25 protein-coding genes are annotated in these 25,605 nt (G+C 61.9%); 4 read left to right on the forward strand and 21 right to left on the reverse strand.

Features of this window, described 5'->3' with window-relative positions:
- Positions 1 to 38: 38 nt before the first annotated feature.
- Positions 39 to 1,187: an AAA family ATPase gene (locus J2X43_RS19035; RefSeq protein ID WP_310296271.1), complete on the reverse strand. Its 1,149-nt coding sequence runs from the start codon at positions 1,185 to 1,187 to the stop codon at positions 39 to 41.
- A gap of 135 nt (positions 1,188 to 1,322) precedes the next feature.
- Between J2X43_RS19035 and J2X43_RS19040 the strand changes: the two genes are divergently transcribed.
- Together J2X43_RS19040 and J2X43_RS19045 are read left to right on the forward strand one after the other, a co-directional pair.
- Complete coding sequence (locus tag J2X43_RS19040) at positions 1,323 to 2,258, forward strand: tyrosine recombinase XerC (RefSeq protein ID WP_310296273.1); 936 nt, start codon at positions 1,323 to 1,325, stop codon at positions 2,256 to 2,258.
- Positions 2,259 to 2,348: 90 nt separating this feature from the next.
- Entirely contained in the window at positions 2,349 to 3,422 is a 1,074-nt protein-coding gene (locus J2X43_RS19045; protein WP_310296275.1) for a TraB/GumN family protein, read from the forward strand.
- A 336-nt stretch (positions 3,423 to 3,758) separates the two neighbouring features.
- Here the strand turns inward: J2X43_RS19045 and lpdA are convergent, their stop codons facing one another.
- The 15 genes from lpdA to sdhC form a co-directional block, all read right to left on the reverse strand.
- On the reverse strand, positions 3,759 to 5,165 hold the full coding sequence (gene lpdA / locus J2X43_RS19050; protein ID WP_310296277.1) for a dihydrolipoyl dehydrogenase: 1,407 nt from the start codon (positions 5,163 to 5,165) through the stop codon (positions 3,759 to 3,761).
- Positions 5,166 to 5,208: 43 nt separating this feature from the next.
- Positions 5,209 to 5,961, reverse strand: a complete 753-nt coding sequence (locus J2X43_RS19055) for an SDR family oxidoreductase (protein WP_310296279.1) — start codon at positions 5,959 to 5,961, stop codon at positions 5,209 to 5,211.
- Positions 5,958 to 6,467 (reverse strand): hypothetical protein, encoded by a 510-nt coding sequence (locus tag J2X43_RS19060; RefSeq protein ID WP_310296281.1) that lies wholly within the window; start codon positions 6,465 to 6,467, stop codon positions 5,958 to 5,960. Before J2X43_RS19060 ends, J2X43_RS19055 begins: the two co-directional genes overlap by 4 nt.
- A complete protein-coding gene (locus J2X43_RS19065; protein WP_310296282.1) occupies positions 6,464 to 7,210 on the reverse strand; it encodes a DUF4241 domain-containing protein in 747 nt (248 codons plus the stop codon). The genes J2X43_RS19060 and J2X43_RS19065 overlap by 4 nt, the downstream gene beginning before the upstream one ends.
- Before the next feature lie 14 nt (positions 7,211 to 7,224).
- A complete protein-coding gene (gene odhB, locus J2X43_RS19070; protein ID WP_112517745.1) occupies positions 7,225 to 8,466 on the reverse strand; it encodes a 2-oxoglutarate dehydrogenase complex dihydrolipoyllysine-residue succinyltransferase in 1,242 nt (413 codons plus the stop codon).
- A gap of 51 nt (positions 8,467 to 8,517) precedes the next feature.
- Complete coding sequence (locus J2X43_RS19075) at positions 8,518 to 11,502, reverse strand: 2-oxoglutarate dehydrogenase E1 component (RefSeq protein WP_112444581.1); 2,985 nt, start codon at positions 11,500 to 11,502, stop codon at positions 8,518 to 8,520.
- Positions 11,503 to 11,668: 166 nt separating this feature from the next.
- The gene (sucD, locus tag J2X43_RS19080) at positions 11,669 to 12,571 is read right to left on the reverse strand and encodes a succinate--CoA ligase subunit alpha (protein WP_112385776.1); all 903 of its coding nucleotides are present in this window, start codon (positions 12,569 to 12,571) and stop codon (positions 11,669 to 11,671) included.
- Between the two features lie 15 nt (positions 12,572 to 12,586).
- Entirely contained in the window at positions 12,587 to 13,780 is a 1,194-nt protein-coding gene (gene sucC, locus J2X43_RS19085; protein ID WP_310296285.1) for an ADP-forming succinate--CoA ligase subunit beta, read from the reverse strand.
- A gap of 40 nt (positions 13,781 to 13,820) precedes the next feature.
- The gene (gene mdh, locus J2X43_RS19090; protein WP_310296288.1) at positions 13,821 to 14,783 is read right to left on the reverse strand and encodes a malate dehydrogenase; all 963 of its coding nucleotides are present in this window, start codon (positions 14,781 to 14,783) and stop codon (positions 13,821 to 13,823) included.
- A gap of 176 nt (positions 14,784 to 14,959) precedes the next feature.
- Positions 14,960 to 16,123: a cell division protein ZapE gene (gene zapE, locus J2X43_RS19095; RefSeq protein ID WP_310296290.1), complete on the reverse strand. Its 1,164-nt coding sequence runs from the start codon at positions 16,121 to 16,123 to the stop codon at positions 14,960 to 14,962.
- Between the two features lie 48 nt (positions 16,124 to 16,171).
- Positions 16,172 to 16,681, reverse strand: a complete 510-nt coding sequence (locus tag J2X43_RS19100) for a protease inhibitor Inh/omp19 family protein (RefSeq protein WP_310296292.1) — start codon at positions 16,679 to 16,681, stop codon at positions 16,172 to 16,174.
- 274 nt (positions 16,682 to 16,955) lie between these two features.
- Positions 16,956 to 17,735, reverse strand: a complete 780-nt coding sequence (locus J2X43_RS19105; protein WP_112517747.1) for a succinate dehydrogenase iron-sulfur subunit — start codon at positions 17,733 to 17,735, stop codon at positions 16,956 to 16,958.
- Positions 17,736 to 17,747: 12 nt separating this feature from the next.
- The gene (gene sdhA, locus J2X43_RS19110; protein WP_310296295.1) at positions 17,748 to 19,589 is read right to left on the reverse strand and encodes a succinate dehydrogenase flavoprotein subunit; all 1,842 of its coding nucleotides are present in this window, start codon (positions 19,587 to 19,589) and stop codon (positions 17,748 to 17,750) included.
- A 7-nt stretch (positions 19,590 to 19,596) separates the two neighbouring features.
- A complete protein-coding gene (sdhD, locus tag J2X43_RS19115; protein WP_310296297.1) occupies positions 19,597 to 19,977 on the reverse strand; it encodes a succinate dehydrogenase, hydrophobic membrane anchor protein in 381 nt (126 codons plus the stop codon).
- 11 nt (positions 19,978 to 19,988) lie between these two features.
- Complete coding sequence (gene sdhC, locus J2X43_RS19120) at positions 19,989 to 20,381, reverse strand: succinate dehydrogenase, cytochrome b556 subunit (RefSeq protein ID WP_112517952.1); 393 nt, start codon at positions 20,379 to 20,381, stop codon at positions 19,989 to 19,991.
- Between the two features lie 316 nt (positions 20,382 to 20,697).
- Here sdhC and J2X43_RS19125 point away from each other — a divergent pair, with 316 nt between their 5' ends.
- On the forward strand, positions 20,698 to 21,141 hold the full coding sequence (locus tag J2X43_RS19125) for a hypothetical protein (protein ID WP_310296299.1): 444 nt from the start codon (positions 20,698 to 20,700) through the stop codon (positions 21,139 to 21,141).
- Here J2X43_RS19125 and J2X43_RS19130 read toward each other — a convergent pair.
- Genes J2X43_RS19130 through tsaD form a run of 5 tightly spaced genes read right to left on the reverse strand, consistent with a single transcriptional unit; the run spans position 21,131 to position 24,598 of the window.
- The gene (locus J2X43_RS19130) at positions 21,131 to 21,778 is read right to left on the reverse strand and encodes a methyltransferase (RefSeq protein ID WP_310296301.1); all 648 of its coding nucleotides are present in this window, start codon (positions 21,776 to 21,778) and stop codon (positions 21,131 to 21,133) included. The two genes, J2X43_RS19125 and J2X43_RS19130, sit on opposite strands and share 11 nt — an antisense overlap.
- 6 nt (positions 21,779 to 21,784) lie before the next feature.
- Positions 21,785 to 22,216: an EVE domain-containing protein gene (locus J2X43_RS19135; RefSeq protein WP_310296303.1), complete on the reverse strand. Its 432-nt coding sequence runs from the start codon at positions 22,214 to 22,216 to the stop codon at positions 21,785 to 21,787.
- A 1-nt stretch (position 22,217) separates the two neighbouring features.
- Complete coding sequence (locus J2X43_RS19140; protein ID WP_310296305.1) at positions 22,218 to 22,511, reverse strand: YciI-like protein; 294 nt, start codon at positions 22,509 to 22,511, stop codon at positions 22,218 to 22,220.
- A gap of 9 nt (positions 22,512 to 22,520) precedes the next feature.
- Positions 22,521 to 23,504, reverse strand: coding sequence for an NAD(P)H-dependent glycerol-3-phosphate dehydrogenase (locus tag J2X43_RS19145; RefSeq protein ID WP_310296307.1), 984 nt, complete (start codon positions 23,502 to 23,504; stop codon positions 22,521 to 22,523).
- Complete coding sequence (gene tsaD / locus J2X43_RS19150) at positions 23,501 to 24,598, reverse strand: tRNA (adenosine(37)-N6)-threonylcarbamoyltransferase complex transferase subunit TsaD (protein ID WP_310296309.1); 1,098 nt, start codon at positions 24,596 to 24,598, stop codon at positions 23,501 to 23,503. Before tsaD ends, J2X43_RS19145 begins: the two co-directional genes overlap by 4 nt.
- A gap of 72 nt (positions 24,599 to 24,670) precedes the next feature.
- Here tsaD and hemC point away from each other — a divergent pair, with 72 nt between their 5' ends.
- Positions 24,671 to 25,600 carry a hydroxymethylbilane synthase gene (hemC, locus tag J2X43_RS19155; RefSeq protein ID WP_310296312.1) on the forward strand — a complete coding sequence of 310 codons (930 nt, stop codon included), beginning with the start codon at positions 24,671 to 24,673 and terminating at the stop codon, positions 25,598 to 25,600.
- Positions 25,601 to 25,605: the final 5 nt, after the last annotated feature.

Here is a 25,605-nt window from a genome sequence, read left to right on the forward strand (position 1 = left end):
GCCCGCAACGCAACAGAAAGGAAACCCGCTGAAAACGGCTAGTCGTCTTCGTCATCGTCACCAGCAATCGTGCCCGTCAGCCGCATGCCTTCGATCCAGGTGGCGCCGTTCTCACGGATCACCTTGCGCGGACGAACGCCGCATCGCTCACGCACCGCTTCCGCCAGCTTTTCGGAATGCGTCACGATCCAGACCTGACTGCTCTTCGAAGCCTCGGCAATCATGTCGGCAAGCGGCAACAGCATATCGGGATGCAGGCTCGCCTCCGGTTCGTTGAGCGCGATCAATGGCGGCAGGCGATAGGAAAGAAGTGCAGCCGCAAGACCGAGAAAACGGATCTGTCCATCCGACAGCTCGCGGGGCTGAAACACCCGATGCGGAAAGTCGGGCAGAATAAGCCCAAACTCCGTCGTCTCTCCCGGATCAGGAACAACGAGCTTCGCCACGCCGAGCGCCGATGCTAGAATGCGCTCGAGCTCCACCGTATCCTGTCTGGTATGGACAAGCGTTGCGAACACAGCGGCCAGATTGGCACCGTCCTCATCCAGCATCGGACCGGTGACGGCGAGGCAGGGGTGACGCAGAGGCGACGCCCGATCGGTGCGGAAGCCATGGAAAAAGCGCCAGTTGCTAACAATCCGCCGGAAGGCCGCGACCTCCGGAAAATGCCCGGCGTCACCGAGCAGCGCGATCGCCGTTTCCGAGGTCAGCGCTTCATCCGGATAGTTCTCCATCCGGCCGTCACCGCCGCGCACCGAAATGGCGGGCCCGGCACGTTTCATCATCACCACCGTCCGGCGCCCGGTCTCGACCGAAAGCTCCTCGGCCTTCACCTGTGGCTCAAGCGCGAAGCCGGCCGCAGCGCTCGGGGGCCGGAGCCCGGCTTCGACGTGATAGCGAAACGTGATCGCCCGCTCCTCGTCGACGATCTCGACTTCGAGCCGGATGCGCGCCGGCCCCTCGGATTTGCGCCGCGTCCCCGACCAGAGCGCCGAGAGCATGCCCCCTTCCGCCGCAAGCTCGTGTGCCAATCGTCCCCGCACCGCCGCCTGTACCAGCTGCAGCGCACGGTAGAGATTGGATTTACCCGCACCGTTTTCGCCAAGAAACAGCGTCGTATCCGCCAGATCCATGCGGATCGAACGCAGCGAACGGTAATTCTGGGCAAACATCGAGCGAAGGCGCATGACACCGCTTTAGCGCAAAGCAGCACCAAAAAGAATGGGCGGGACGCGGCCCGGGCTTGGCTTGGCCGATCTTAGCAATTCCATAATGTCCCTCGGTCAAAATCGGCAACGAACACCAAAATCAAGGCCGCCGCCGTGAACGAACTTCTGATTATTGCCGATCCGCGGCTGATGGCCGAACGCAGTGCCTGGCTTATGAGCCTCGCCAGCGAGCGCCGTCTTTCGGCTCACACGCTGGATGCATACGAACGCGACAGCCGCCAGTTTCTGACCTTCCTCACCGGCCATCTCGGCGGCCCCACGACGCTGGGCGATATCCAGGCGTTGCGCCCTGCCGATTTCCGCGCCTTCCTGGCCGCCCGCCGCAAGGTAGGATCGGGCGCCCGCTCGCTCGGCCGCAATCTCGCCGGTCTGCGCTCGCTGCTGCGCTATCTCGAAAAGAAGGGTTTGGTGAACGCTGCAGGTGCCAGCGCGGTGCGCTCACCGAAACAGCCGAAATCGCTGCCGAAACCGCTTTCCGACCGTCAGGCCGTCACCGTCGTCAGCAACGAGGCGCAGATGCATGACGAGCCCTGGATTGCCGCCCGCGACGCCGCCGTCATGACACTGCTTTACGGCTGCGGCCTGCGCATCTCCGAAGCGCTCGATCTGACACCTGGAGATTTCCACGCCGGCGCAACGTCACTGCGCATCACCGGTAAAGGCAACAAGACACGCCTGGTCCCCCTGCTTGCCATCGTCGGCGAGGCGATCGGTAAATACCGCGCGCTTTGCCCGTTCCATCTTGAACCATCCGAGCCGCTCTTCCGCGGCGCCCGCGGAGGCAAGCTGCAGCCGGCAATCATCCAGCGCACGATGCAGACGATGCGCAGCGCCTTCGGCCTGCCAGAAACCGCAACGCCGCATGCGCTGCGTCACTCCTTCGCAACGCATCTCCTGGCAGGCGGCGGCGATCTGCGCACCATCCAGGAACTCCTCGGCCACGCCAGCCTTTCCACCACCCAGGTCTATACCGGCGTCGATTCGGCCCGGCTGCTCGAAGTCTATGATCGTGCCCATCCAAGGGCGTAATCATTCGTTAACGCATTCCCTTAAAGGAATATGCGCGAAGGCGGCGTAGAGCATGAGACTGATCAAGCACCGCGAGCGGAACCACCAATCATGACGATTTCCATCGGCCACCGCAGACTGCAGATCGCGCAGCCGGGCAACATCCTGCTCTGGCTGATCGCGGCCTTCCATATGCTGCTGGCCGCAGCCTTGCTCGCCGTTCTCTTCTCCGTTTCGCCCGCTACCGCCGCCGATGACAGCTGCTCCGGCAAGGACCTGATGGCCGAGCTGAAGCAGAGCGACCCGGCCCGCTACGCCGAAGTCGTCAAGGAAGCCGACGCTGTTCCGAACGGCAAGGGTATCTTCTGGAAGATTGAAAAGCAGGGCCTGAAACCGTCCTGGCTGCTCGGCAGCATGCACGTCACCGATCCCCGCGTGCTGAACCTTCCGGCCTACGCCCAGGCAGCGCATGACGGCGCCGATACGATCGTCATCGAATCCGACGAAATTCTCGACGAGAGGAAGGCCGCCGCCGCGCTCCTCGCCCGCCCCGATCTGACCATGTTCACCGATGGCACCACGATCGACAAACTTCTGTCGCCCGAAGACTATGCCCGTCTCGACGCTGGACTGAAGCAGCGCGGCATCCCGCTTTCTGCCGTATCCCGCATGCGCCCGTGGATGATCGCCAGTGCGGTTGCCCTGCCCGCCTGCGAAATCGCCCGCAAGGCCAAGGGCGTGCAGTTTCTCGACCAGAAAATCGCCGCCGATGCCATCAAGCAGGGCAAGCAGGTCAAGGGCCTCGAAACGTTGGCCGAACAGCTGCAGGCGATGGCCGAGCTGCCGATGGAATTCCATCTGAAATCGCTGATCGAAACGCTGGAACTCGGTCCGAAGATGAACGACGTCGTCGAAACCATGACCGACCTCTATCTCTCGGGCGACGTCGGCATGACCATCCCGATGCTGAAGACCGTCTCTCCCGAAGAGGGTGGTGACGGCGACTACGCCGCCTTCGAACAGCGCATCATCCTCGACCGCAACAAGGTGATGGCCGACCGAGCCGCACCGATCCTCGCCAACGGCAACGTCTTCATGGCCGTCGGCGCCCTGCACCTGCCGGGCGATCAGGGCGTGATCCAGCTGCTGCGTAAGCAGGGCTTTACGGTTACTGCGGTGAATTGAGCCGGAAACTTTCCCGGCGCACCCCACATCGTCCCTCATTCCCGTGCCCATCACATGAATCCAGCCGCCGCGCGTCTGCGCGGCGAGAAGAGATTCGATGTCTGCAAAAGATCGCGATGCGTCTCACGCGGAGCCCCCCTCATCCGGCCCTCCAGGCCACCTTCTCCCCGCTGGGGAGAAGGGAAAGTCGAGGATGCCTCTTGCGCTAACACCCCCCTCTCCCCTCGGGGAGAGGGCAGGGTGAGGGGGCTACGGCCTCAAGCTTTCAGGAATGCCGGGCGCAAAAAAGCCGCGGCCCTGTCGGACCGCGGTTTCTCCGGCAGTAGCTGACCAACCTTACATATGGATCGGCTTGAAGAACGCCGCCAGCGCCGCGTCCTTCACGGCTTCCGACATGGTCGGATGCGCGTGGCAGGTGCGGCCGAGGTCTTCGGCGGAGCCGCCGAATTCCATCAGAACGGCGATCTCGTGGATCATTTCGCCGGCGCCGAAGCCGACGATGTGGCCGCCGAGGACGCGGTCGGTTTCCTTGTCCGACAGGATCTTCACGAAACCGTCGGTCGCCAGCATCGCGCGGGCGCGGCCGTTGGCGGTGAACGGGAACTTGCCGGTCTTGTAGGCGATGCCAGCGGCCTTCAGCTCTTCCTCGGTCTTGCCGACGGAGGCGACTTCAGGCTGGGTGTAGACGACGCTCGGGATGACGTCGTAGTTCACATGGCCGTGCTGGCCGGCGAGGATTTCGGCGAGTGCGACGCCTTCGTCTTCAGCCTTGTGTGCCAGCATCGGACCCTTAACCACGTCGCCGATCGCGTAGATGCCTTCGACATTGGTCTTGAAGTGGCCGTCGATTTCGACGCGCCCGCGGTTGTCGAGCTTGACGCCGGCTTCTTCGAGGCCGAGGCCAGCCGTGTAGGGAATGCGGCCGGTCGAGATCAGCACGACGTCGGCTTCAACGGTCTGCGCATCGCCGCCCTTGACCGGCTCGAAGGTAACCTTCGCGCCCTTGCCACCCTTCTCGACGCCGGTAACCTTGGCGCTGAGATTGATCTCGATGCCCTGCTTGCCGAGCATGCGCTGGAACTGCTTGGAAACGTCGCCGTCCATCGCGCCGAGGATCTTGTCGAGATATTCGATGACGGTGACCTTGGCGCCGAGGCGCGACCAGACCGAGCCGAGCTCTAGGCCGATGACACCGCCGCCAACGACGATCATGGTCTCCGGAACCTTCTCAAGCGCGATCGCACCCGTCGAGGAGACGATGATCTTCTCGTCGATATCGACCTTGACGCCCGGAATGCCGGCAACGTCGGAACCAGTGGCGATGACGATGTTCTTCCCTTCGAGTTCCTGCACCTTGCCGTCTTCGGCGGTTACGGAAACCTTGCCTGCCGAGACGATCTTGCCGGTGCCCTGGAAGGCATCGATCTTGTTCTTCTTGAACAGGAAGGCGACGCCATCGACATTCGACTTCACCGTCGCATCCTTGTGCGCCAGCATCTTTTCAAGATTGAGCTTCGGTGCCGCAACCTCGATGCCGAGCGCATCCATGCCATGGGCGGCCTGATGGAACATCTCGGAGGCGTACAACAGCGCCTTGGAGGGGATGCAGCCGACGTTGAGGCAGGTGCCGCCATAGGTCGCGCGCTTTTCGACGACCGCAACCTTCAGGCCGAGCTGAGCCGCCTTGATTGCCGCGACATAACCGCCAGGGCCGGTTCCGATAACGATCACATCGTAAGCCATTGTTCTTTTCCTTTTATTCGTTCGTTGGTCAGGAAATGGAAGCCTATCGCCCGCCGCTCACATTCATGATGGCGCCGGTCACATAGGATGAATTCGAAGACAGGAGATAAAGCACAGCATCCGCGACTTCCGCGGCCGTTCCCGGACGCTGCATCGGGATGGAAGAGGCCATGTCCCGGGCGCGGTCGGGTAGACCGCCGGATGCATGGATATCGGTATCGATGATACCGGGCCTGATGGCGTTGACCCGGACGCCCTCGGTCGCGACTTCGCGCGCCAGACCGATGGTGAACGTATCGATCGCGGCTTTCGACGCGGCGTAGTCGACATATTGCGACGGCGAGCCGATGATCGCGGCCATCGACGAAATATTGACGATCGAGCCACCCTTGCCGCCATGGCGGGTCGACATCCGGCGCACCGCTTCCGCAGCGCAAAGAATGGAACCGGTGATATTGATACGCATCATGCGCTCGATGCGCTCGACGCTCATCTCATCGACACGCTGCGGCTGGTCGACGATGCCGGCATTGTTGACCATGCCATCGAGACGGCCGAAATGCCGGTCGACGGCCTGAAACATAGCGGTAATGTCTACCGCACTTCCGACGTCGCCCTTGATGGCGATAGCATCGCCACCCTTGCTTTTGATCTCGCTGACAACGCTTTCGGCAGCTGCCGCATTGGAAGCGTAGTTGACGGCAACGCGCCATCCCTGGCTCGCCGCGAGCCTGCAGACCGCAGCGCCGATACCGCGGCTTCCGCCGGTGACGAGAAGAACGGGAGCATCGCTCACTTCACGCACTCCTTGAAGGAAAAGACATCCCAGGGTGCGACGGCCTGCTTGCCCTCGCCGAGGATCGATGAATCGCGCAGCGCCGGACCGATCGCAGGCAGCACGATGCTGGCAACAGCATTCGATTTTTCGCCTGGAAGGTTGTCGATCGCGCCCTTGTCGTCGACGCCATAGACCGGACCCTGCCAGATGGTGCAGGCGTCGAGATCAGCCCCCGTCGCATCGCCTTCGGGGCAATTGAACATCACCATGCCGATCGTCCGGGCCGGATCTTCGGAAGGCATGACATAGCCATCAAGCACCGCCTTGCTGTCCTTCATCGTCATCTTGAACTGATTGCTGGCGGCCGCAGCATCGGAATTCAGCGGCGAGAATTTCAGCTGATAGGTGCCGTCACGATCCGCATAGACGGCGTTCGACAGCGGGCAGTCTGCCGCCGCGGCAAAACCGGGCAGCATCAGCACAGAAGCCGCAACGAGTGCTGCAAGGCTCGATCTCTTGCTCATTGCGCCACCGGCTCCTTCCGCCCATCGGAATTTTCGATCACGTAGAAGTCGGTCAACATCACCAGAGGATGACCGTCTTCAGCGAGTCCCCAGAAGACCGGATAAAAACCATCGCCCCAACCGCTCCAGAAGATCGCCACATTGCCGGGCTTGCCTGATACCGGCGAATGCAGCGCGAAGCGGCCGCCATTGGCATTCAATTCAGGGGCGATGACGTCGTAGTAATTGACATCTTCGTCCGGCTTTGCCGCCTGTTCCGTTTCCGCCCGCTCCTCAAGAAGCTTCAGCGTATCGGCATCCATGTAGGAACCGAGACCGGCATCGACAGGATAGCCGAGGATCTCGTCGTCCTTCAGCGCCGCCGGATCCTGGCCGGGGATCGCCGCCATCTCCCAGCGCGCAGGCTTGCCTTCGCCGAAGCGCATGCTGGCCGCAGCGACGCGGCCGAAGGCCTGATAGAGAGTGACAGGATAGTTGCCGGGAGGGACGGTCCGGATGAAGGCCGGGCGGTCCGGCTGCGCCAGCGGATCGGCGGCGATGATATGTCCGGAGGTCAGCTGCACGTCGCCCATCTTGACGACGGTGATCTTGCGTTCGGCAAGTGCGGCGTCATCCAGCGAAACCAGGTCGAAATTGCTGCTCGCCTTGCTGATATCCCAGGCTGCGGCGAAAGCCGGAACCGGAAGATGCACTGCGGCTGCGCCCAAGAGCGCGAATGCCGCCTGCCTGATCCGGTTCCGCATCGGATTTGCTCCGCTTAGAGATCGAGAACCAGACGTTCCGGATCTTCCAGGCTTTCCTTGACGCGAACGAGGAAGGTCACCGCTTCCTTGCCGTCAACGATACGGTGGTCATAAGAGAGCGCGAGATACATCATCGGACGGATGACGATCTGGCCGCCGACGACAACAGGACGGTCCTGGATCTTGTGCATGCCGAGGATACCCGACTGCGGAGCGTTCAGGATCGGCGAGGACATCAGCGAACCGTAGACGCCACCGTTGGTGATCGTGAACGTGCCACCCTGCATGTCGGCCATCGACAGCGAACCGTCGCGGGCAGCCTTGGCAAGACGGCCGAGGTCCTTTTCGATTTCGGCGATCGACATCTGGTCCGCGTCACGGATGACCGGAACGACAAGACCCTTGTCCGTGCCGACAGCCATGCCGACGTGGCAGAAGTTCTTGTAGATGATGTCGGTGCCGTCGATCTCCGCGTTCACAGCCGGGAGTTCCTTCAGCGCGTGGGTCACGGCCTTGGTGAAGAAGCCCATGAAGCCGAGCTTCACGCCATGCTTCTTTTCGAAGACGTCCTTGTACTTGGCGCGCAGGTCCATGACGGCCTTCATGTCCACCTCGTTATAGGTGGTCAGCATGGCAGCCGTGTTCTGGGCATCCTTCAGGCGCTTGGCGATCGTCTGGCGCAGACGCGTCATCTTCACGCGCTCTTCGCGGCCGGCATCCTGAACGGTCGACGGCGCACGTGCAGCCACCGGAGCGGCGGCCGGTGCAGCCGCAGCCGGAGCGGAAATGCCCTTGGCGACGGCAGCGATGACATCGCCCTTCAGAACCTGGCCGCGCTTGCCGGAACCATCGACCTGCTCGGCAGCGATGTTGTTTTCAGCAAGCATCTTGGCAGCAGCCGGTGCCGGCGGCATGGAGGACGGTGCAGCAGCGGCAGCCGGGGCTGCGGCAGCAACCGGCTCGGCAACCTTGGCCGGTGCGGCGGCGGCGGGAGCAGCAGCCGGGGCTGCTGCAGCAGCACCTGCGGCGATCTGGCCGAGCAGCGCGCCAAGGCCGACCGTCTCGCCGGCCTGGGCAACGATTTCGGACAGCGTGCCGGAGGCAGGCGCCGGGACTTCGATGGTCACCTTGTCGGTTTCAAGCTCGAGGATCGGCTCGTCCGCCTTGATGGCATCGCCGACCTTCTTGAACCAGGTGCCGACTGTCGCCTCGCTGACGGATTCACCGAGAGTTGGAACGCGGATTTCTGTGGCCATGATTTTGGTTTCCGTTGATCAGTTTGTTTCGATCGTTGTTCGTTCGTTGGATCAGCCGCCCAACGCATCCTCAAGGAATGCGGCGAGCTGCGACAGGTGCTTGGACATCAGGCCCGTTGCCGGCGAAGCGGCGGCCGGGCGGCCCGTGTAGCGGACGCGCTGATACTTCGCATCGATATGGGCGAGAACCCATTCCAGATACGGGTCGATGAACGACCATGCACCCATGTTCTTCGGCTCTTCCTGGCACCAGACCATCTCGGCGTTCCGGAAGCGGCTGAGCTCGTTGATGAGCGCCTTGGCCGGGAACGGATAGAGCTGTTCGACGCGCAGCAGGTAGACATCGTCGATGCCGCGCTTTTCGCGCTCTTCGAGCAGGTCGTAATAGACCTTGCCGGTGCAGAGCACGACGCGGCGGATCTTGGCATCCTTCTGCAGCTTGATCGGGCCGTCCTTGATGACTTCGGCATCGTCCCACAGGAGACGGTGGAAGGAGGACTCACCCGCCATTTCGGCCAGCGTCGAGACCGCGCGCTTGTGGCGCAGCAGCGACTTCGGCGTCATCAGCACCAGCGGCTTGCGGAAGTCGCGCTTCAGCTGACGGCGAAGGATGTGGAAGTAGTTCGACGGCGTCGTGACGTTGGCGACCTGCATGTTGTCTTCGGCGCAGAGCTGAAGGAAGCGCTCCAGGCGAGCCGAGGAGTGCTCCGGACCCTGGCCTTCATAGCCGTGCGGCAGAAGGCAGACGAGACCGGACATGCGCAGCCACTTGCGTTCGCCCGACGAGATGAACTGGTCGAAGACGACCTGTGCACCGTTGGCGAAGTCGCCGAACTGGGCTTCCCAGAGGGTCAGCGCGTTCGGACGGGCCAGCGAGTAACCGTATTCGAAGCCGAGGACCGCTTCTTCCGAAAGCATCGAGTTGATGACTTCGTAGCGGGCCTGGGTCGGCGACAGGTTAGCAAGCGGAATGTAGCGCTCTTCCGTTTCCTGATCGTAGAGGACAGAGTGACGCTGCGAGAAGGTGCCGCGTTCGCAGTCCTGACCCGACAGGCGGATCTTGTGGCCTTCCGTCACCAGCGAACCGAAAGCCAGCGCTTCGGCCATCGCCCAGTCGATGTTTTCACCCGACTGAACCATGTTGGCGCGGTTTTCCATGAAGCGCTGGATCGTCCGGTGCGCATGGAAGCCCTCAGGAATTTCAGCCAGCTTGCGGCCGATTTCCTTCAGCTGCTTCATCGGAACGGCGGTCTTGCCGCGGCGCTGCTCGTCGGCATTGTCAGCCGTGCGCAGGCCCGACCACTCACCGTCCAGCCAGTCGGCCTTGTTCGGCTTGTAGCTCTGGCCAGCCTCGAACTCCTGCTCGAGATGGGCGCGCCAGTCGGCCTTCATCTTCTCGACTTCGCCTTCGGTGAGAAGGCCTTCGCCAACGAGACGCTCGGCATAGATCTGCAGCACGGTCTTGTGGCCGCGGATGACCTTATACATCTTCGGCTGCGTGAAGGATGGCTCGTCGCCTTCGTTGTGGCCGTAGCGGCGGTAGCAGAACATGTCGAGGACGACAGGCTTGTGGAACTTCATGCGAAATTCCATGGCGATCTTGGCGGCGTAGACAACCGCTTCCGGATCGTCGCCGTTGACGTGCAGGATCGGCGCTTCGATCATCTTGGCGACGTCGGACGGATAGGGCGACGAACGCGAGAAGGCCGGATTGGTGGTGAAGCCGATCTGGTTGTTGATGATGACATGCATCGTACCGGCAACGCGGTGACCGCGCAGACCGGACAGGCCGAGGATTTCGGCAATGACGCCCTGGCCGGCGAAGGCCGCGTCACCATGGATCAGCAGCGGCAGAACCTTGGCGCGTTCGGTCAACGGAATGGTGTCGCCGTCCCAGACGGTGGCACCCATATCCTGCTTGGCGCGGGCCTTGCCCATGACGACGGGATCGACGATTTCGAGATGCGACGGGTTTGCCGTCAGCGAAACGTGGACCTTGTTGCCGTCGAATTCGCGGTCGGAGGAAGCACCGAGATGGTACTTCACGTCGCCCGAACCTTCGACTTCGTCAGGTGCGTAAGAACCGCCCTTGAATTCGTGGAAGATGGCGCGGTGCGGCTTACCCATGACCTGGGAGAGCACGTTCAGGCGGCCGCGATGGGCCATGCCGAACACGGCTTCCTTGAGGCCGAGGTTGCCGCCGCGCTTCAGGATCTGCTCAAGCGCCGGGATCAGCGATTCACCGCCGTCGAGACCGAAACGCTTGGTGCCCTTGAACTTGACGTCGAGGAACTGCTCGTAGCCTTCGGCTTCGATGACCTTCTGCAGGATCGCCTTCTTACCCTCGGGCGTGAAAGCCACACCCTTGTCCGGACCTTCGATGCGTTCCTGGATCCAGGACTTCTCTTCCGGGTTCGAGATATGCATGAATTCGACGCCGAGCGTCGAGCAATAGGTGCGCTCGAGGATCTCGATCATCTCACGCAAAGTCGCGTATTCGAGGCCGAGAACGTTGTCGATGAAGATCTTGCGATCGTAATCGGCGGCGGTAAAGCCGTAATTCTCAGGCGAAAGCTCGTGATAATCCTCGACCGGCGCGGCGATGCCGAGCGGGTCGAGCTTGGCGTGCAGATGTCCGCGCATGCGGTAGGCACGGATCATCATGATGGCGCGCACGGAGTCGCGCGTCGCCTGGATGATGTCGGCGCCGTCGCTCGGCTTGCCGGATGCTTCGGCCTTCGCCTTGACCTTGGTCTCGATGACCTTCTCGACAATGCCCCAGTCGCCGTCGAGCGCCGAGACGAGATCGCCGCCGGCCGGGATCGGCCAGTGCTTCTTGCGCCAGGATGCACCCTTGGCTGCCTTCTTCACGTCGCTCGGATCATCGTCCAGCGCCTTGAAAAAGGCCTGCCACTGTTCGTCGACCGACGACGGATCTTCTTCATAACGGGCGTAGAGCTGCTCGATATAGGCAGCGTTGGCGCCATCCAGAAACGAAGTGATCTGAAACTGCTCGTTGGCTTCTTGCCGTGCCATGGTGTTACGCGGGCGCTTCTGCCCGCCTCCTGACTAAGATGAATTTGCCGGCCATCTCGCCGGCTGCCGCATTCCAATTTACCGCCTGTCCGCGGCACATCTGCATTCGAAAGTCAGCCGGGCGGCGACGGCAGATGCGATCCGCCGCCCGGGTCTATATGTCGGTTCAGCCCTTGAGGACTTCAACCAGCGTCTTGCCGAGGCGGGCCGGGGACGGCGACACCTTGATGCCGGCTGCTTCCATGGCAGCGATCTTCGATTCCGCATCGCCCTTGCCGCCGGAAACGACTGCACCGGCGTGGCCCATGGTGCGGCCCTTCGGAGCGGTACGGCCGGCGATGAAGCCTGCCATCGGCTTTTTGCGGCCCTTCTTGGCTTCGTCGATCAGGAACTGCGCTGCATCTTCTTCAGCAGCGCCGCCGATTTCGCCGATCATGATGATCGAGGTCGTCGCCGGATCGGCCAGGAACATCTCGAGCACGTCGATGAACTCGGTGCCCTTGACCGGGTCGCCGCCGATGCCGACAGCCGTCGTCTGGCCGAGGCCTTCGTTCGACGTCTGGAAGACGGCTTCATAGGTGAGCGTGCCCGAACGGGAAACGATACCGACCGAACCCTTGCGGAAGATCGAGCCCGGCATGATGCCGATCTTGCATTCTTCCGGCGTCAGGATGCCTGGGCAGTTCGGGCCGAGCAGGCGCGATTTGGATTTGTCGAGGCGAGCCTTGACACGGACCATGTCCATGACCGGGATGCCTTCGGTGATGCAGGTGATGAACGGGATCTCGGCGTCGATTGCCTCGATGATCGCGTCTGCTGCGCCTGCCGGCGGAACGTAGATGACCGATGCGTCAGCGCCGGTGCGTTCCTTGGCTTCGGCAACCGATGCGAAGATCGGCAGGCTTTCGCCCTTGGAGCCGGTCCAGGTTTCGCCACCCTTCTTCGGGTGAATGCCGCCGACCATCTGCGTGCCGTAGTAGGCAAGCGCCTGTTCGGTGTGGAAGGTGCCGGTCTTGCCGGTCAGGCCCTGAACGAGAACCTTGGTATTCTTGTTGACGAGAATAGACATGTATAGGTCCTCAAATTAGGCGTTGATCGCCGCGACGATCTTCTTGGCCGCATCGTCAAGATCGTCAGCAGCCGTGATCGCGAGACCGGATTCGTTGAGGATCTTCTTGCCGAGCTCGACATTGGTGCCTTCGAGGCGAACGACGAGCGGAACCTTCAGACCGACTTCCTGCACGGCAGCGACGACGCCTTCAGCGATGACATCGCACTTCATGATGCCACCGAAGATGTTGACGAGGATGCCTTCGACCTTGGGGTCGGCAGTGATGATCTTGAACGCAGCCGCGACCTTCTCCTTGCCGGCGCCACCGCCGACGTCGCAGAAGTTTGCCGGCTCTTTGCCGTACAGCTTGATGATGTCCATCGTCGCCATGGCGAGACCGGCACCATTGACCATGCAGCCGATATTGCCGTCGAGGGCAACGTAGGCGAGGTCCCACTTGGAGGCTTCGATTTCCTTGGCGTCTTCTTCGGTCTCGTCGCGCAGCGCCTTGACGTCGTCATGGCGGAACAGCGCGTTGCCGTCGAAAGACATCTTGGCGTCGAGAACGCGCAGATGACCGTCCTTCATGACGATCAGCGGGTTGACCTCGAGGAGCGCCATGTCCTTTTCGTTGAACGCCTTGTAGAGCGCCGGGAACAGCGACTTGGCATCTTCGGCCGCAGCGCCGTCGAGCTCCAGAGCCTTGGCAATGGCAGCGACATCGGCAGCCGTCACACCGGCTTCCGGGTTGATGGCGATCGTGTGGATCTTCTCAGGCGTGTCGTGAGCAACGGCTTCGATGTCCATGCCGCCTTCGGTCGAAACGACGAAGGCAACCTGACCGACGGAGCGATCAACGAGCAGCGAGCAGTAGAGTTCGCGGGCAATGTCGGCGCCGTCTTCGATGTAGAGACGGTTGACCTGCTTGCCGGCTTCGCCCGTCTGCGCCGTTACCAGCGTGTTGCCGAGCATTTCCTTGGCGTGAGCAACGACCTCTTCGATCGACTTGGCAAGGCGGACACCGCCCTTGGCGTCGGGGCCGAGTTCCTTGAACTTGCCCTTGCCGCGGCCGCCAGCATGGATCTGGCTCTTGACGACGTAGAGCGGGCCCGGAAGCGACTTTGCAGCAGCCTCGGCTTCCTCGGCCTTGAGGATCGGCACGCCGCTTGCGACCGGCGCGCCATAGCCCTTCAAGAGAGCCTTGGCCTGGTATTCATGAATATTCATGGATCTATTCCTGTTTGAATTGCGTGGGGGCGCGCGGGAACTACTTCAGCGCAGGCGCAATGTTGATGCAGGCTTCGCAAAGACCGGCGACAGCGGCGACCGACTTGTCGAAGGCTTCCTTTTCGGCCTTGTTGAGGTCGATCTCGATGACGCGCTCGACGCCACCGGCACCGATGACCGTGGGAACGCCGACATACATGTCCTTGACGCCGTACTGGCCGGTCAGCTGCGCTGCGCAAGGCAGAACGCGCTTCTTGTCCTTGAGGTAGGATTCAGCCATTTCGATCGCCGAAGCAGCCGGAGCATAATAGGCCGAACCGGTCTTGAGCAGGCCGACGATTTCTGCGCCGCCATCACGGGTGCGCTGGATGATTTCTTCGAGGCGTTCCTTGGTGACCCAACCCATGGTGACGCGGTCGGTCAGCGGAATGCCGCCGACGGTCGAGTAACGGGCGAGCGGCACCATGGTGTCGCCGTGACCGCCGAGAACGAAGGCGGTGACGTCCTGAACGGAAACGTTGAATTCCTTGGAGAGGAAGAGGCGGAAACGCGAAGAGTCCAGAACGCCGGCCATGCCGACGACCTTGTTGGCCGGGAGGCCGGAGAACTTCTGCAGCGCCCAGACCATCGCGTCGAGCGGGTTGGTGATGCAGATGACGAAAGCGTTCGGGGCATATTTCTTGATGCCGGCGCCGACCTGCTCCATGACCTTCAGGTTGATGCCAAGAAGATCGTCGCGGCTCATGCCCGGCTTGCGGGCAACGCCTGCGGTGACGATGCAGACATCAGCACCTTCGATCGCGGAGTAATCGCTGGCACCGGTCAGGTTGACGTCGAAGCCTTCGACCGGGGACGACTGGGAAATATCGAGGCCCTTGCCCTGCGGGATACCGTCGGCAATGTCGAACAGAACGATATCGCCGAGTTCCTTGAGGCCGGCGAGATGCGCCAGCGTGCCACCAATCATGCCAGAACCAATGAGTGCGATCTTATTACGCGCCATTTCGCTTTTCCTTTGCGAATATAATCGGTCGGGCGGCGCGCCGCGGCGTCGTCCAATGCCGCAATCGCATAGACCCAAAGCCCAAAAATGGCAATGTGTTATTTTTGGTGTAGCATTTTCAATCGTTTAGATGTCAAAATTCTTACGTAAACGTAAATCAATTTGTCACCAAATTGTTACTCGGCGGCGGTCTTTTGATGATGCAGCGCAAGATATTCGGCGCTGCGCATCTCAAAGAGACGCGACGCGGTACGATCGAACTCGAAGCCCTCGGTGCCGCGCCGCTCGGCGAGCAACTGTTCCGGCATGGCCGCCGCCGAGGCATGCAGACGCACGCCATGGTCATATAGGGTATCGACGAGAATGATGAAGCGTTTGGCCTGATTTCGCTTGTCCGCCGTCAGAAGCGGAATGCGATCGACGAAAACGGTATCGAACCGGCCTGCGATCGCCAGAAAGTCCGCAGCGCCGAGCGGCTTGTCGCAGAGATCGGCAAAGCTGAAGCGCGCAATCCGGTCGACGGCGAGCGGCACATGGATCGAGCGCCCCTTCATCGGGATATCCACCGGCTGTGCCTTGCGTCCATGCAGCATCTGCGTCCACGACGCATCCATGGCCATATCGGTGCGCGCGTCGATCGGCGTCAGGTAGACCGGCTGGCTGTTCAGCTTTTCCATCCGGTAGTCGGTCGGCGAGTCGAGCGTGACGACATCGACATTCTTCTTCAGAAGCTCGACGAACGGCAGGAAAAGCCCTCGATTGAGGCCATCCCTGTAGAGATTGTCAGGCTCGACATTCGAGGTTGCGATCAGCACGCAGCCCTTGGCGAACAGCTCCGAAAACAGCCGCGACAGGATCATCGCATCGGCGATATCGGTGACGGTGAACTCGTCGAAGCAGAGGAGTTCAGCTTCCTCATAGAGCGAAGCCGCCACCGGCGGAATCGGATCGGCCTGCTTGGTCTCGCCGTCCTTGAGCTTCTGGCGATGAGCGGCGATGCGATTGTGCACATCGGCCATGAATTCGTGAAAATGCGCCCGCCGCTTCTTCTTGCAGGGCGCCATGCCGAAGAACATGTCCATCAGCATCGTCTTGCCGCGGCCGACGCTGCCATGGATGTAAAGGCCCTTGATCCCGGGCTCGGATTTCTTCTTGGAAGCGAACAGCCAGCCGAGAGCGCTCGATTTGGCGGCAGGACGGCGTTGCTTCAGCTGCGACAGAACCCGGTCGAGGCTCTTGGCAACATCCATCTGCGCGGAATCGATCTGAAGAGAACCCGAGGCCGTCAGCGACTTCAACTGTTCGCTGACGCTCAGGGCGTAGTCTGGCATTGGCTGCATGAGGGCTGGTCCGCCTATGCGTGACCGGCGGACGCGCCGCCGGCGCGATTACCGGCTGAGAGTGATCGGCTGGCCGCCATTGGTCTGGCCGGAGAAGCTATTGTCAGCCGTCTTGTAGACGCTGCCGATCTGGTTGCCGCTGCGGTCCTTGAGCAGAACCTGCTTGCCGGAAACTTCCCAGGAGCCCATCGCCGTCAGCTCGCCCGTGCAACCGCGCGTGCCGCCACGCGAACCGCTGCCGAGATTGGTCAGCGTCAGGAACATGTCGCAGCCGCCGTTAACGCGCCAGCTGCCGACCATCGATTCCTTGGTGACATCGAGAGCGTTTGCAGCCATGGCGCCCGGTGCTGCCGGAGCTGCCGGGGCCGCGGTCGGCGCCGCGGGGAACTGCGAAGCGCCGCCCGGAGGAGGCAGCTGCCCGCCCTGCACCGACGGTACAGGCTGCGCGGTCAGCGGTGCCGGCTGGCTGCTGTAGCTCGCATTGTCATAGGCCGTACGCTGGCAGCCAGCGAGTGACAGAACAACCGCCACACCCGTCATCGCATATCGCAACTGCATCTTGAGGCTCCCGAATATCCGCCTTGCCGCATCAAAAGTAGTCATCAGACTAATTTTCGAATTAACGTATTTCACTTTGGTTAATCAAGTGAGCACACCCGTAAATTGCCCGTGACAGCATCTGTGCCGGAACGAAGGCAATTCAAGCCGTGCGGCCGCACTTCTGAAGGGAGAATTTGTCAGCACGGTGATCAGCGCAAATTCTCAAGCACTTTCCAGCCTTGCCCGGAGAGTGAAACGGCGCCCGAAGGCGCCGTTCGAAAAGCTATGCCGATCAGACCCGGCGCTCGACCATCATCTTCTTGATCTCGGCGATTGCCTTGGCGGGGTTCAGACCCTTCGGGCAAGTCTGCGCGCAGTTCATGATCGTGTGGCAGCGGTAGAGGCGGAAGGGATCCTCGAGGTTGTCGAGACGCTCTCCGGTCGCTTCATCTCTGGAGTCGATCAGCCAGCGATAGGCCTGCAGCAGAACAGCCGGACCGAGATAGCGGTCGCCGTTCCACCAGTAGCTCGGACAGGAGGTCGAGCAGCAGGCGCAGAGAATGCATTCGTAGAGGCCATCGAGCTTCTGGCGGTCCTCGTGGCTCTGCTTCCATTCCTTGGCAGGCGTCGGCGACACCGTCTTCAGCCAGGGCTCGATCGAGCGATGCTGGGCATAGAAGTTGGAGAGATCAGGGACCAGATCCTTGACGACAGGCATATGCGGCAGCGGATAGATCTTCACCGTGCCCTTGATATCGTCGAGACCCTTGGTGCAGGCCAGCGTATTCGTGCCGTCGATATTCATGGCGCAGGAACCGCAGATGCCTTCGCGGCAGGAGCGGCGCAGCGTCAGCGTCGGGTCGATCTTGTTCTTGATATAGAGCAGACCGTCGAGAACCATCGGGCCGCAATCGTCGATATCGATATAGAACGTATCGATCGACGGCGTCTGGCCATCATCCGGGCTCCAGCGGTAAACGCGGAATTCGCGGGTATTCTTGGCACCGGCAGGCTTCGGCCACACCTTGCCTTCGCGCATCTGGGAGTTCTTGGGGAGAGCGAGTTCTACCATGTCCGGTTCCTCTTAGTACACACGAGCCTTGGGCGCGATCTTCTTGGGATCGATGCCCTCTGCGATCAGCTCGGTGTGAACCGGGCGGTAGTCGAGCTTGACGTCGCCTGCGTCATTGACCCAGGCAAGCGTGTGCTTGCGCCAGTTGACATCGTCGCGACCAGCGAATGCGCCTTCCGTGTAGTCTTCGCGCGCATGCGAGCCGCGGCTCTCTTTGCGGGCTTCGGCGCCGTAGATCGTCGTGATGGCGTTGGCCATCAGGTTCTGCAGCTCCAGCGTTTCGACGAGGTCGGAGTTCCAGATCATCGAGCGGTCGGTGACCTTGATGTCCTTCATCTCGCCCCAGATCGCCGAGATGCGGCGGCAGCCGGATTCCAGCGATTCCTGCGTACGGAACACGGCGGCGTCTTCCTGCATGGCGCGCTGCATCTTCTCGCGCAGAACGGCCGTCGGCGTGCCGCCGCTGGCGTTCCGCAGCGTGTCGAAGCGGTCCATGATCTTGTCGCAGGCAGCAACGTTCAGATGCGGAACCGGGGATGCGCGGTCGATGACCTCGCCTGCGCGGATCGCCGCGGCACGGCCGAAGACCACGAGGTCGATCAGCGAGTTGGAACCGAGACGGTTGGCGCCGTGCACCGAGGCGCAGCCGGCTTCACCGACGGCCATCAGGCCGGGGATGACGCGTTCCGGATTGCTCGAGTCGGCATTCAGCACTTCGCCCCAATAATTGGTCGGAATGCCGCCCATATTGTAGTGGACGGTCGGCAGAACCGGGATCGGCTCGCGCGTCACATCGACACCGGCAAAGATCTTGGCGCTCTCGGAAATCCCCGGCAGACGCTCGTGCAGAACCGCCGGATCGAGATGGTCGAGATGCAGGAAGATATGGTCCTTGGCCTTGCCGACGCCGCGGCCTTCGCGAATTTCCAGCGTCATGCAGCGCGAGACGACGTCACGCGAGGCGAGGTCCTTCGCCGAAGGGGCGTAGCGTTCCATGAAGCGTTCGCCCTCGGAATTCACGAGGTAACCGCCTTCGCCGCGTGCGCCTTCGGTGATCAGACAGCCGGAGCCGTAGATGCCGGTCGGGTGGAACTGGACGAATTCCATGTCCTGCAGCGGCAGGCCCGCGCGGGCCACCATGCCGCCACCGTCGCCGGTGCAGGTATGAGCCGATGTCGCCGAGAAATAGGCGCGGCCATAACCGCCGGTCGCCAGCACCACCATTTTGGCGGCGAAGCGATGGATCGTGCCGTCATCGAGGTTCCAGGCAACGACGCCGGTGCAACGGCTGCCATCCTCGGACATGATCAGGTCGAGCGCGAAATACTCGATGAAGAATTCGGCGTTATTGCGCAGCGACTGGCCATAGAGCGTGTGCAGGATGGCGTGGCCGGTACGGTCGGCAACGGCGCAGGTACGCTGTACCGGCGGGCCCTCGCCGAAATTCTGCATGTGGCCGCCGAACGGGCGCTGGTAGATATTGCCTTCCTCGTTACGCGAGAACGGCACGCCGTAATGCTCGAGCTCATAGACCGCCTTCGGCGCTTCCATGGTCAGATACTGCATGGCGTCGACGTCGCCGAGCCAGTCGGAGCCCTTGACGGTGTCGTAGAGGTGCCACTGCCAGCTATCAGGCGTCATGTTCTGCAGCGAGGCGGCGATGCCGCCCTGCGCCGCGACCGTGTGCGAGCGTGTCGGGAATACTTTGGTGATGCAGGCGGTGCGGAAACCTTGTTCGGCCATGCCGAGCGTGGCGCGAAGACCGGCGCCGCCGGCGCCGACGACGATCACATCATAAGAGTGATCGACGTACTTGTAGGCCTTCCCATTCTGAGCGGGTGAAGAGGGTGCCATGATGCGGTTATCCTACGAATGCAATTTTCAGAATGGCGAAAAGACAGAGGCCGGCGATCAGGATCGAGAAGAAGGTGTTCAGCATCAGGCTGACGATCTTCAGCCATTCGGTGTGAACATAATCCTCGATGATGACCTGCATGCCGAGCTTCATGTGAATAACGCCCGAGATGATCATCAGACCCATGATGACGGCAACGAACGGGTTCGACAGCGCGTGAACCACGTCTGCATAGGGCTGGCCGGCATGAACCAGCATGAAGATGATGAAGAACAGAAACAGCGGCACGTTGGCGACCGCGGTGAGGCGCTGGCGCCAGAAATGATCGGTGCCTTCCTTGGCGGAGCCGAGGCCGCGAACCTTACCGAGCGGGGTACGCATATCCATGAGAGCGACCTTTAACGAATGACGAAGCCGATCACCCAGACCAGCACGGTCAGACAGAGCGATCCGATCAGATTGGCGATGGCGAGCTTGGTGGAGAATTCCTTCCCGAAACCATGGCCGAGATCCCACATGAAGTGGCGGAAACCGCCGAGCATGTGGTGGATCAGCGCCCAGGTGTAGCCGAGCAGCACGAGCTTGCCGATGATGCTGCCGAGCACCCAGTTGGCCCAGTCGTAATTCGACTGTCCCGTCGCAGCCGCGATCAGCCACCAGGCGATCAGCAGCGTGCCGACATAGAGAGCGCCACCGGTAATGCGGTGGACGATCGACATGATCATGGTGGGGATTGGTTTGTAAATTTGCAAATGCGGCGACAGGGGCCGGTTATTTGTCACATTCGCCATCAGAACCTCGCGGCGTCTTCTCTGCGCTTCCGGAATACGGAGCATTTCAAGGCAACCACAGGAATGACAAAATTGTCTGTGTGCGTTGCATCAATGGCGACGTTTAATCACCGAAGCCCCGGACGACAAGCACAATCGCCGTCCGCTTTTAATTTAATCGATTCGCGTTACCGGGAAGTTGCTGCAAAGCAAAACTGGCTTCCGGTACTCAGATTTTATCCTGATTTTTCATCGCTCAAGTGGACATACGGGAAGTTTTGAAGCAAGCTGCCGTTAACGATTTGTTAACGATCGCATTTTGCGAGGAAGACAGCCGATGGTCACGCGTTTTTCGAAAGCCATTCCGCTCATGCTCGGCGCCTTGATGGCGCTGCCTGCCGCCGCCGGCGAACGCTTTCCGCATCACGGTCGCGGTATGGTCCATTGGACCAGCGGCTATCAATGGCATGGCGATCGCGACCGCCGTGACGGCCATCAGCGCTATGTCAGACTGCGACAGTTCTCGCCTGTCTACAACGGCTACACCATTCAGGGCAGCAACGCCGCCGCACCGGTGAACAACGGTCCGGCCTATAACGGCACCTATGCTGGTTCTTATGCCTATGACGTCGATGGCGGCACCTATATCGGCGCCAGCGGCTACGCGATCTATGCGGCACCCAGAACCGCCACCCTCGGGCCGAAGGCCAAAGTGATCGATGTCGCGATCCAGGATGACCCTTGCGAATACGAGGCGAATGTCTGCGTGATCAGGCCCTGAAGCGCCAGACCGTCGTCTTCTTGACTTCGCTATCCTCGAGCGCCCGGGTGACCGGCACTTCGTAGACGGCGCAGAATTCCAGCCGGTCTTTCGGCAGGTAGGCACGGCCGGGATCGCCGACCAGCACCGTCTTGCCATCTTTCGCCAGCCGCTCGAACCACGGCAGCAACGCATCGGCAAATCCGCGATCGTAAAACACGTCGCCTGCGAGCACGATATTCGCACCAACGTCCGCGCCGACAATGTCTGAGCCTTCGAAGCCGATCGCAACCTGGTTTGCCGCCGCGTTGAGCCGCACGGCAGTCCGAGCCCAGGGATCGATATCAGCGGCGGCAACGCCAGCCGCTCCAGCCATCGTCGCGGCGATCGCGACGAGGCCAGAACCGGTCGCGAAATCAAGCACCTGCGCGCCACTGACCGTATCAGGATGGTCGAGAATATAGCGCGCCAACCCCTGCCCGCCGGCCCAGGCGAACGCCCAGAACGGCGGCGGCAGACCGATCTCCGCAAGCTCCTCTTCCGTCTTCAACCATAGCTCATGAGCCTCGCTCGCCAGATGCAGCCGGATCTCCGGCACATGCGGCGGCGCCATCAAGCTGGTATTGGCGCGGATGAAGAGTTCCGGATCGGTCTTCAAGAGCGGTCAGCGCGGCGGGTTGTCGATACCGCCCATGCGGCAGACTTCGAGCCACTCTTCGTCGGTCACCGGCTGCACGGACAGGCGCATGGACGTCACCAGCGACATCTTCGACAGCTTCTCGCTCGCCTTCACATCCTTCAGCGTCACCGGCTTCGGCACATCCATGACGGCGCGGATATCGACGCAATCCCATTTGGGGTCGCCCTTGGCCGAGGAATCCGGATGCGAGAGAGCGCAGACTTCGACGATCCCGACAATCTCCAGTCCATCATTGGAATGGTAGAAGAAGCCCTTGTCACCGATCTGCATGGCCCGCATGTTGTTGCGGGCGAGGTAGTTGCGGACACCCGTCCACTCCGTCCCCTTCTCGCCTGCAGCCTTCTGCTGCTCCCAGGACCAGGCAGCCGGCTCGGACTTGTAAAGCCAGTGCGCCATCTCAAGCCTCCGGATTGTTGAAGACCCAGTTATAGGGCTTCACCTCGACGCTCTCGAACAAATCGGCTTTGGCATAAGGGTCTGCTTCGCCAAGCGCCTTGGCGGCTTCCAGGCTGTCGGCCTTGACGATCACAAGGCTGCCGTTCGGTTTGCCATCGGCATCGAGGAACGGACCGGCAATCGCCAGCTTGCCTTCGGCATTCAGCTTGTTGAGATACTCGACATGAACAGGACGCGTTTCCATGCGCACGTTCAGATGGCCTGGCTTGTCCTTGCAGAGAAGGGCGAAAAGCATGTCAGTCTCCTATTCGGTGGTGATCGGACGTGTCATCAATTTTTCAATGGCCTCGGCAATCCTGAGCTTGCCCTCGATGATCGCCGAGACAGCGTCGGTGATCGGCATGTCAACGCCAAGCTCGCCAGCCAGCCGCGAGGCAACGGCAGCGGCAAAAGCGCCCTCGACCAGCTGGCCGCGTGCAGGATCGGCCTGTTCGCCGCGGCCGAGGGCGATGCCGAAGCGCAGGTTGCGCGATTGATGGCTGGTGGCTGTGAGTACCAGATCGCCGAGCCCCGAGAGCCCGCGAACCGTATCCGCCTGTCCGCCCTTGGCGGCAACCAGCCGCGACATTTCCGCAAGCCCGCGGGCAATCAGCGCCGCGCGGGCGGAATCGCCGATACCGCGGCCCTCGCCGATGCCGCAGGCAATGGCGAGAACATTCTTCAGCGCGCCCCCGAGCTGCACGCCTGTGCGGTCGTCGGATGCATAAAGTCGGAAGGTGCGGCCTGAGATCGCCTGCGCCAGCCGCTCGGCAACATCCATATCCGCGGCCGCGATCGCCATCGCCGTCGGCAGGCCCTTGGCGATATCGGCCGCAAAACCGGGACCAGAGAGCACGGCGACACGATGAGCCGGAAGCTCCCGTTCCAGCATGTCGGTCAGCAACGCGCCGGTCGCGCGTTCGATGCCTTTGGCACAGGTGACGACGAGAGCATCCTTAGCCAGATAAGGACCATACTGGCGCGCGGCATCGGCCTGCGCTTGCGACGGCATAGCGAAGAGGACGATCGACGCGTCGCGGATGGCGTCCGCTTCTGCGGAAAATTCCAGCGCTTCGGGCAGCGCAATTCCCGGCAGTGCCGCATCGTGCAGCCGCTCGGCCGCCAGATCGGCCATCAGTGCCGGATCCCGGCCGACAAGCGTCACGGCGCTACGGCCAGTGAGCGCGATGACCGCGGCAAGCGCGGTTCCGAACGCACCGGCACCGATGACTGCAATCCGCTCGCTCATGCCTTGGCTCCGCGTTTTCCGTAATTGACCAATGCCTCGGCATTGGAATCGAGCGGCCAGCGCGACCGCGGCTGAACGTCGAGATCATCAGGCGCCACGCCGATCGCCATTCGCTCCAGTCCGGCCCAGGCGATCATCACGGCATTATCGGTGCAAAGCCGGAGCGGCGGCGCGATGAAGCGGAAGCCATGCGTGCCGCAGAGCGCTTGCAGCGTGCCGCGAACTTCCTGATTGGCCGCAACACCGCCCGCAACCACCAGCGCCGGCTGGCCCTCAATGTGTGGAAACTCGGTTTTGAAACGCTGCAGCCCGCGCCCGATCCGGTCCTTCAGCGTGCGCGAAATCGCTTTCTGGAAGGAAGCGCAGATATCGGCAATATCCTGCGTCGAGACAGGTGCAATCTCGGTTGCCGCCTGGCGAACGGCGGTCTTCAGACCGGAAAAGGAAAAGTCGAGGCGGGCCTCGCCGACCAGCGGGCGCGGAAAGGAAAAGCGATCGGGATTGCCCGATTTCGCCGCCTTCTCCACTTCGGGACCGCCAGGATAGGGCAGCCCCAGCAGCTTCGCCGTCTTGTCGAAGGCTTCGCCGAGCGCGTCGTCGATCGTCGTTCCCCAGCGCTCGTACTGGCCGATGCCGCGCACGAGGATGAGCTGCGTGTGGCCGCCGGAAACGAGCAGCATCAGATAGGGGAAGGAAAGCCCATCGGTCAGCCGCGCCGTCAGCGCATGCCCCTCGAGATGGTTGACGGCATAGAGCGGCTTTCCCGCCGCCCGTGCGATTGCCTTGCCGGTCATCAGCCCAACCAGAAGCCCGCCGATAAGCCCCGGACCCGACGTCGCAGCAATGGCATCGACATCGGCCAGCGACACATTGGCGCGCTGCAGCGCCTCTTCGATCAGCGTGTCCAGCGCTTCGACATGAGCGCGCGCCGCGATCTCGGGAACCACGCCACCATAGGCGCTATGCTCGTCAAGCTGACTGAGCACAACGTCGGAAAGCACATTCGAGCGGCCTTCCGCATCGCGTTCGACCACCGCAGCCGCGGTCTCGTCGCAGCTTGTTTCGATGCCGAGGATGCGTAGAAAGGGAGCCATGAAACCTGATCGTTGATTGCGATGGGGCGGAAACCCGGATACGAGACTTCCGGTAACAACGGATCAAAGCGGATGCAAACAAAACCTTTCCGGATCGGTACGCGGGGCAGCCCGCTGGCGCTTGCCCAGGCACACGAAGCCCGCGACAGGCTGATGGCCGCGCATGGCCTGCCGGAGGAAATGTTCGAGATCGTGGTGCTGACCACGACCGGCGACCGCATCACCGACCGTTCTCTTTCCGAGATCGGCGGCAAGGGCCTTTTCACCCAGGAACTCGAAGAAAAGCTGGCGATCGGCGAGCTCGATTTCGCCGTGCATTCGGCGAAGGACATGGCAACCACGCTGCCGGAGGGGCTCTATCTCTCCGCCTTCATGCCGCGCGAGGACATCCGCGACGCGGTGATCGGCCGCACGGCTGCAAAGCTGATCGATCTGCCGCACGGCGCGACCGTCGGTTCCTCGTCGCTGCGCCGTCAGGCACTGATCCGCCGCATGCGCCCGGATATCAATGTCATCACCTTCCGCGGTCTCGTCGATACCCGCCTGCGCAAGCTGGCCGAAGGTCAGGTCGACGCGACGCTGCTTGCTCTCGCTGGTCTGAAGCGCCTCGGCAAGGTCGATGTGCTGACGGATATTCTCGACCCCGATACGTTCCCGCCAGCCCCCGCGCAGGGCGCGATCGCCATCGAAAGCCGCATCGGCGACGAGCGGATGGACAATTTGCTCGCCGCTATCAACGATCCGGCGACCTTCGATGCGGTTTCCTGCGAGCGCGCCTTTCTCGGCGCCCTTGACGGCTCCTGTCGCACGCCGATCGGCGGCTATGCGATCTGCGAAGGCGATCAGATCAAGTTCTCCGGCCTGATCATCACCCCGGACGGACGCCACCAGCACGCGATCACCATTGACGGCAACCGCCGTGATGCCGCGGCGCTCGGAACCCGAGCCGGGCAGGACGTTCGCGACCGTGCGGGAACCACGTTCTTCGACGACTGGAACTAGTCTCC

This window comes from Rhizobium sp. BE258, from assembly GCF_031457345.1.
Lineage (GTDB): Bacteria > Pseudomonadota > Alphaproteobacteria > Rhizobiales > Rhizobiaceae > Rhizobium.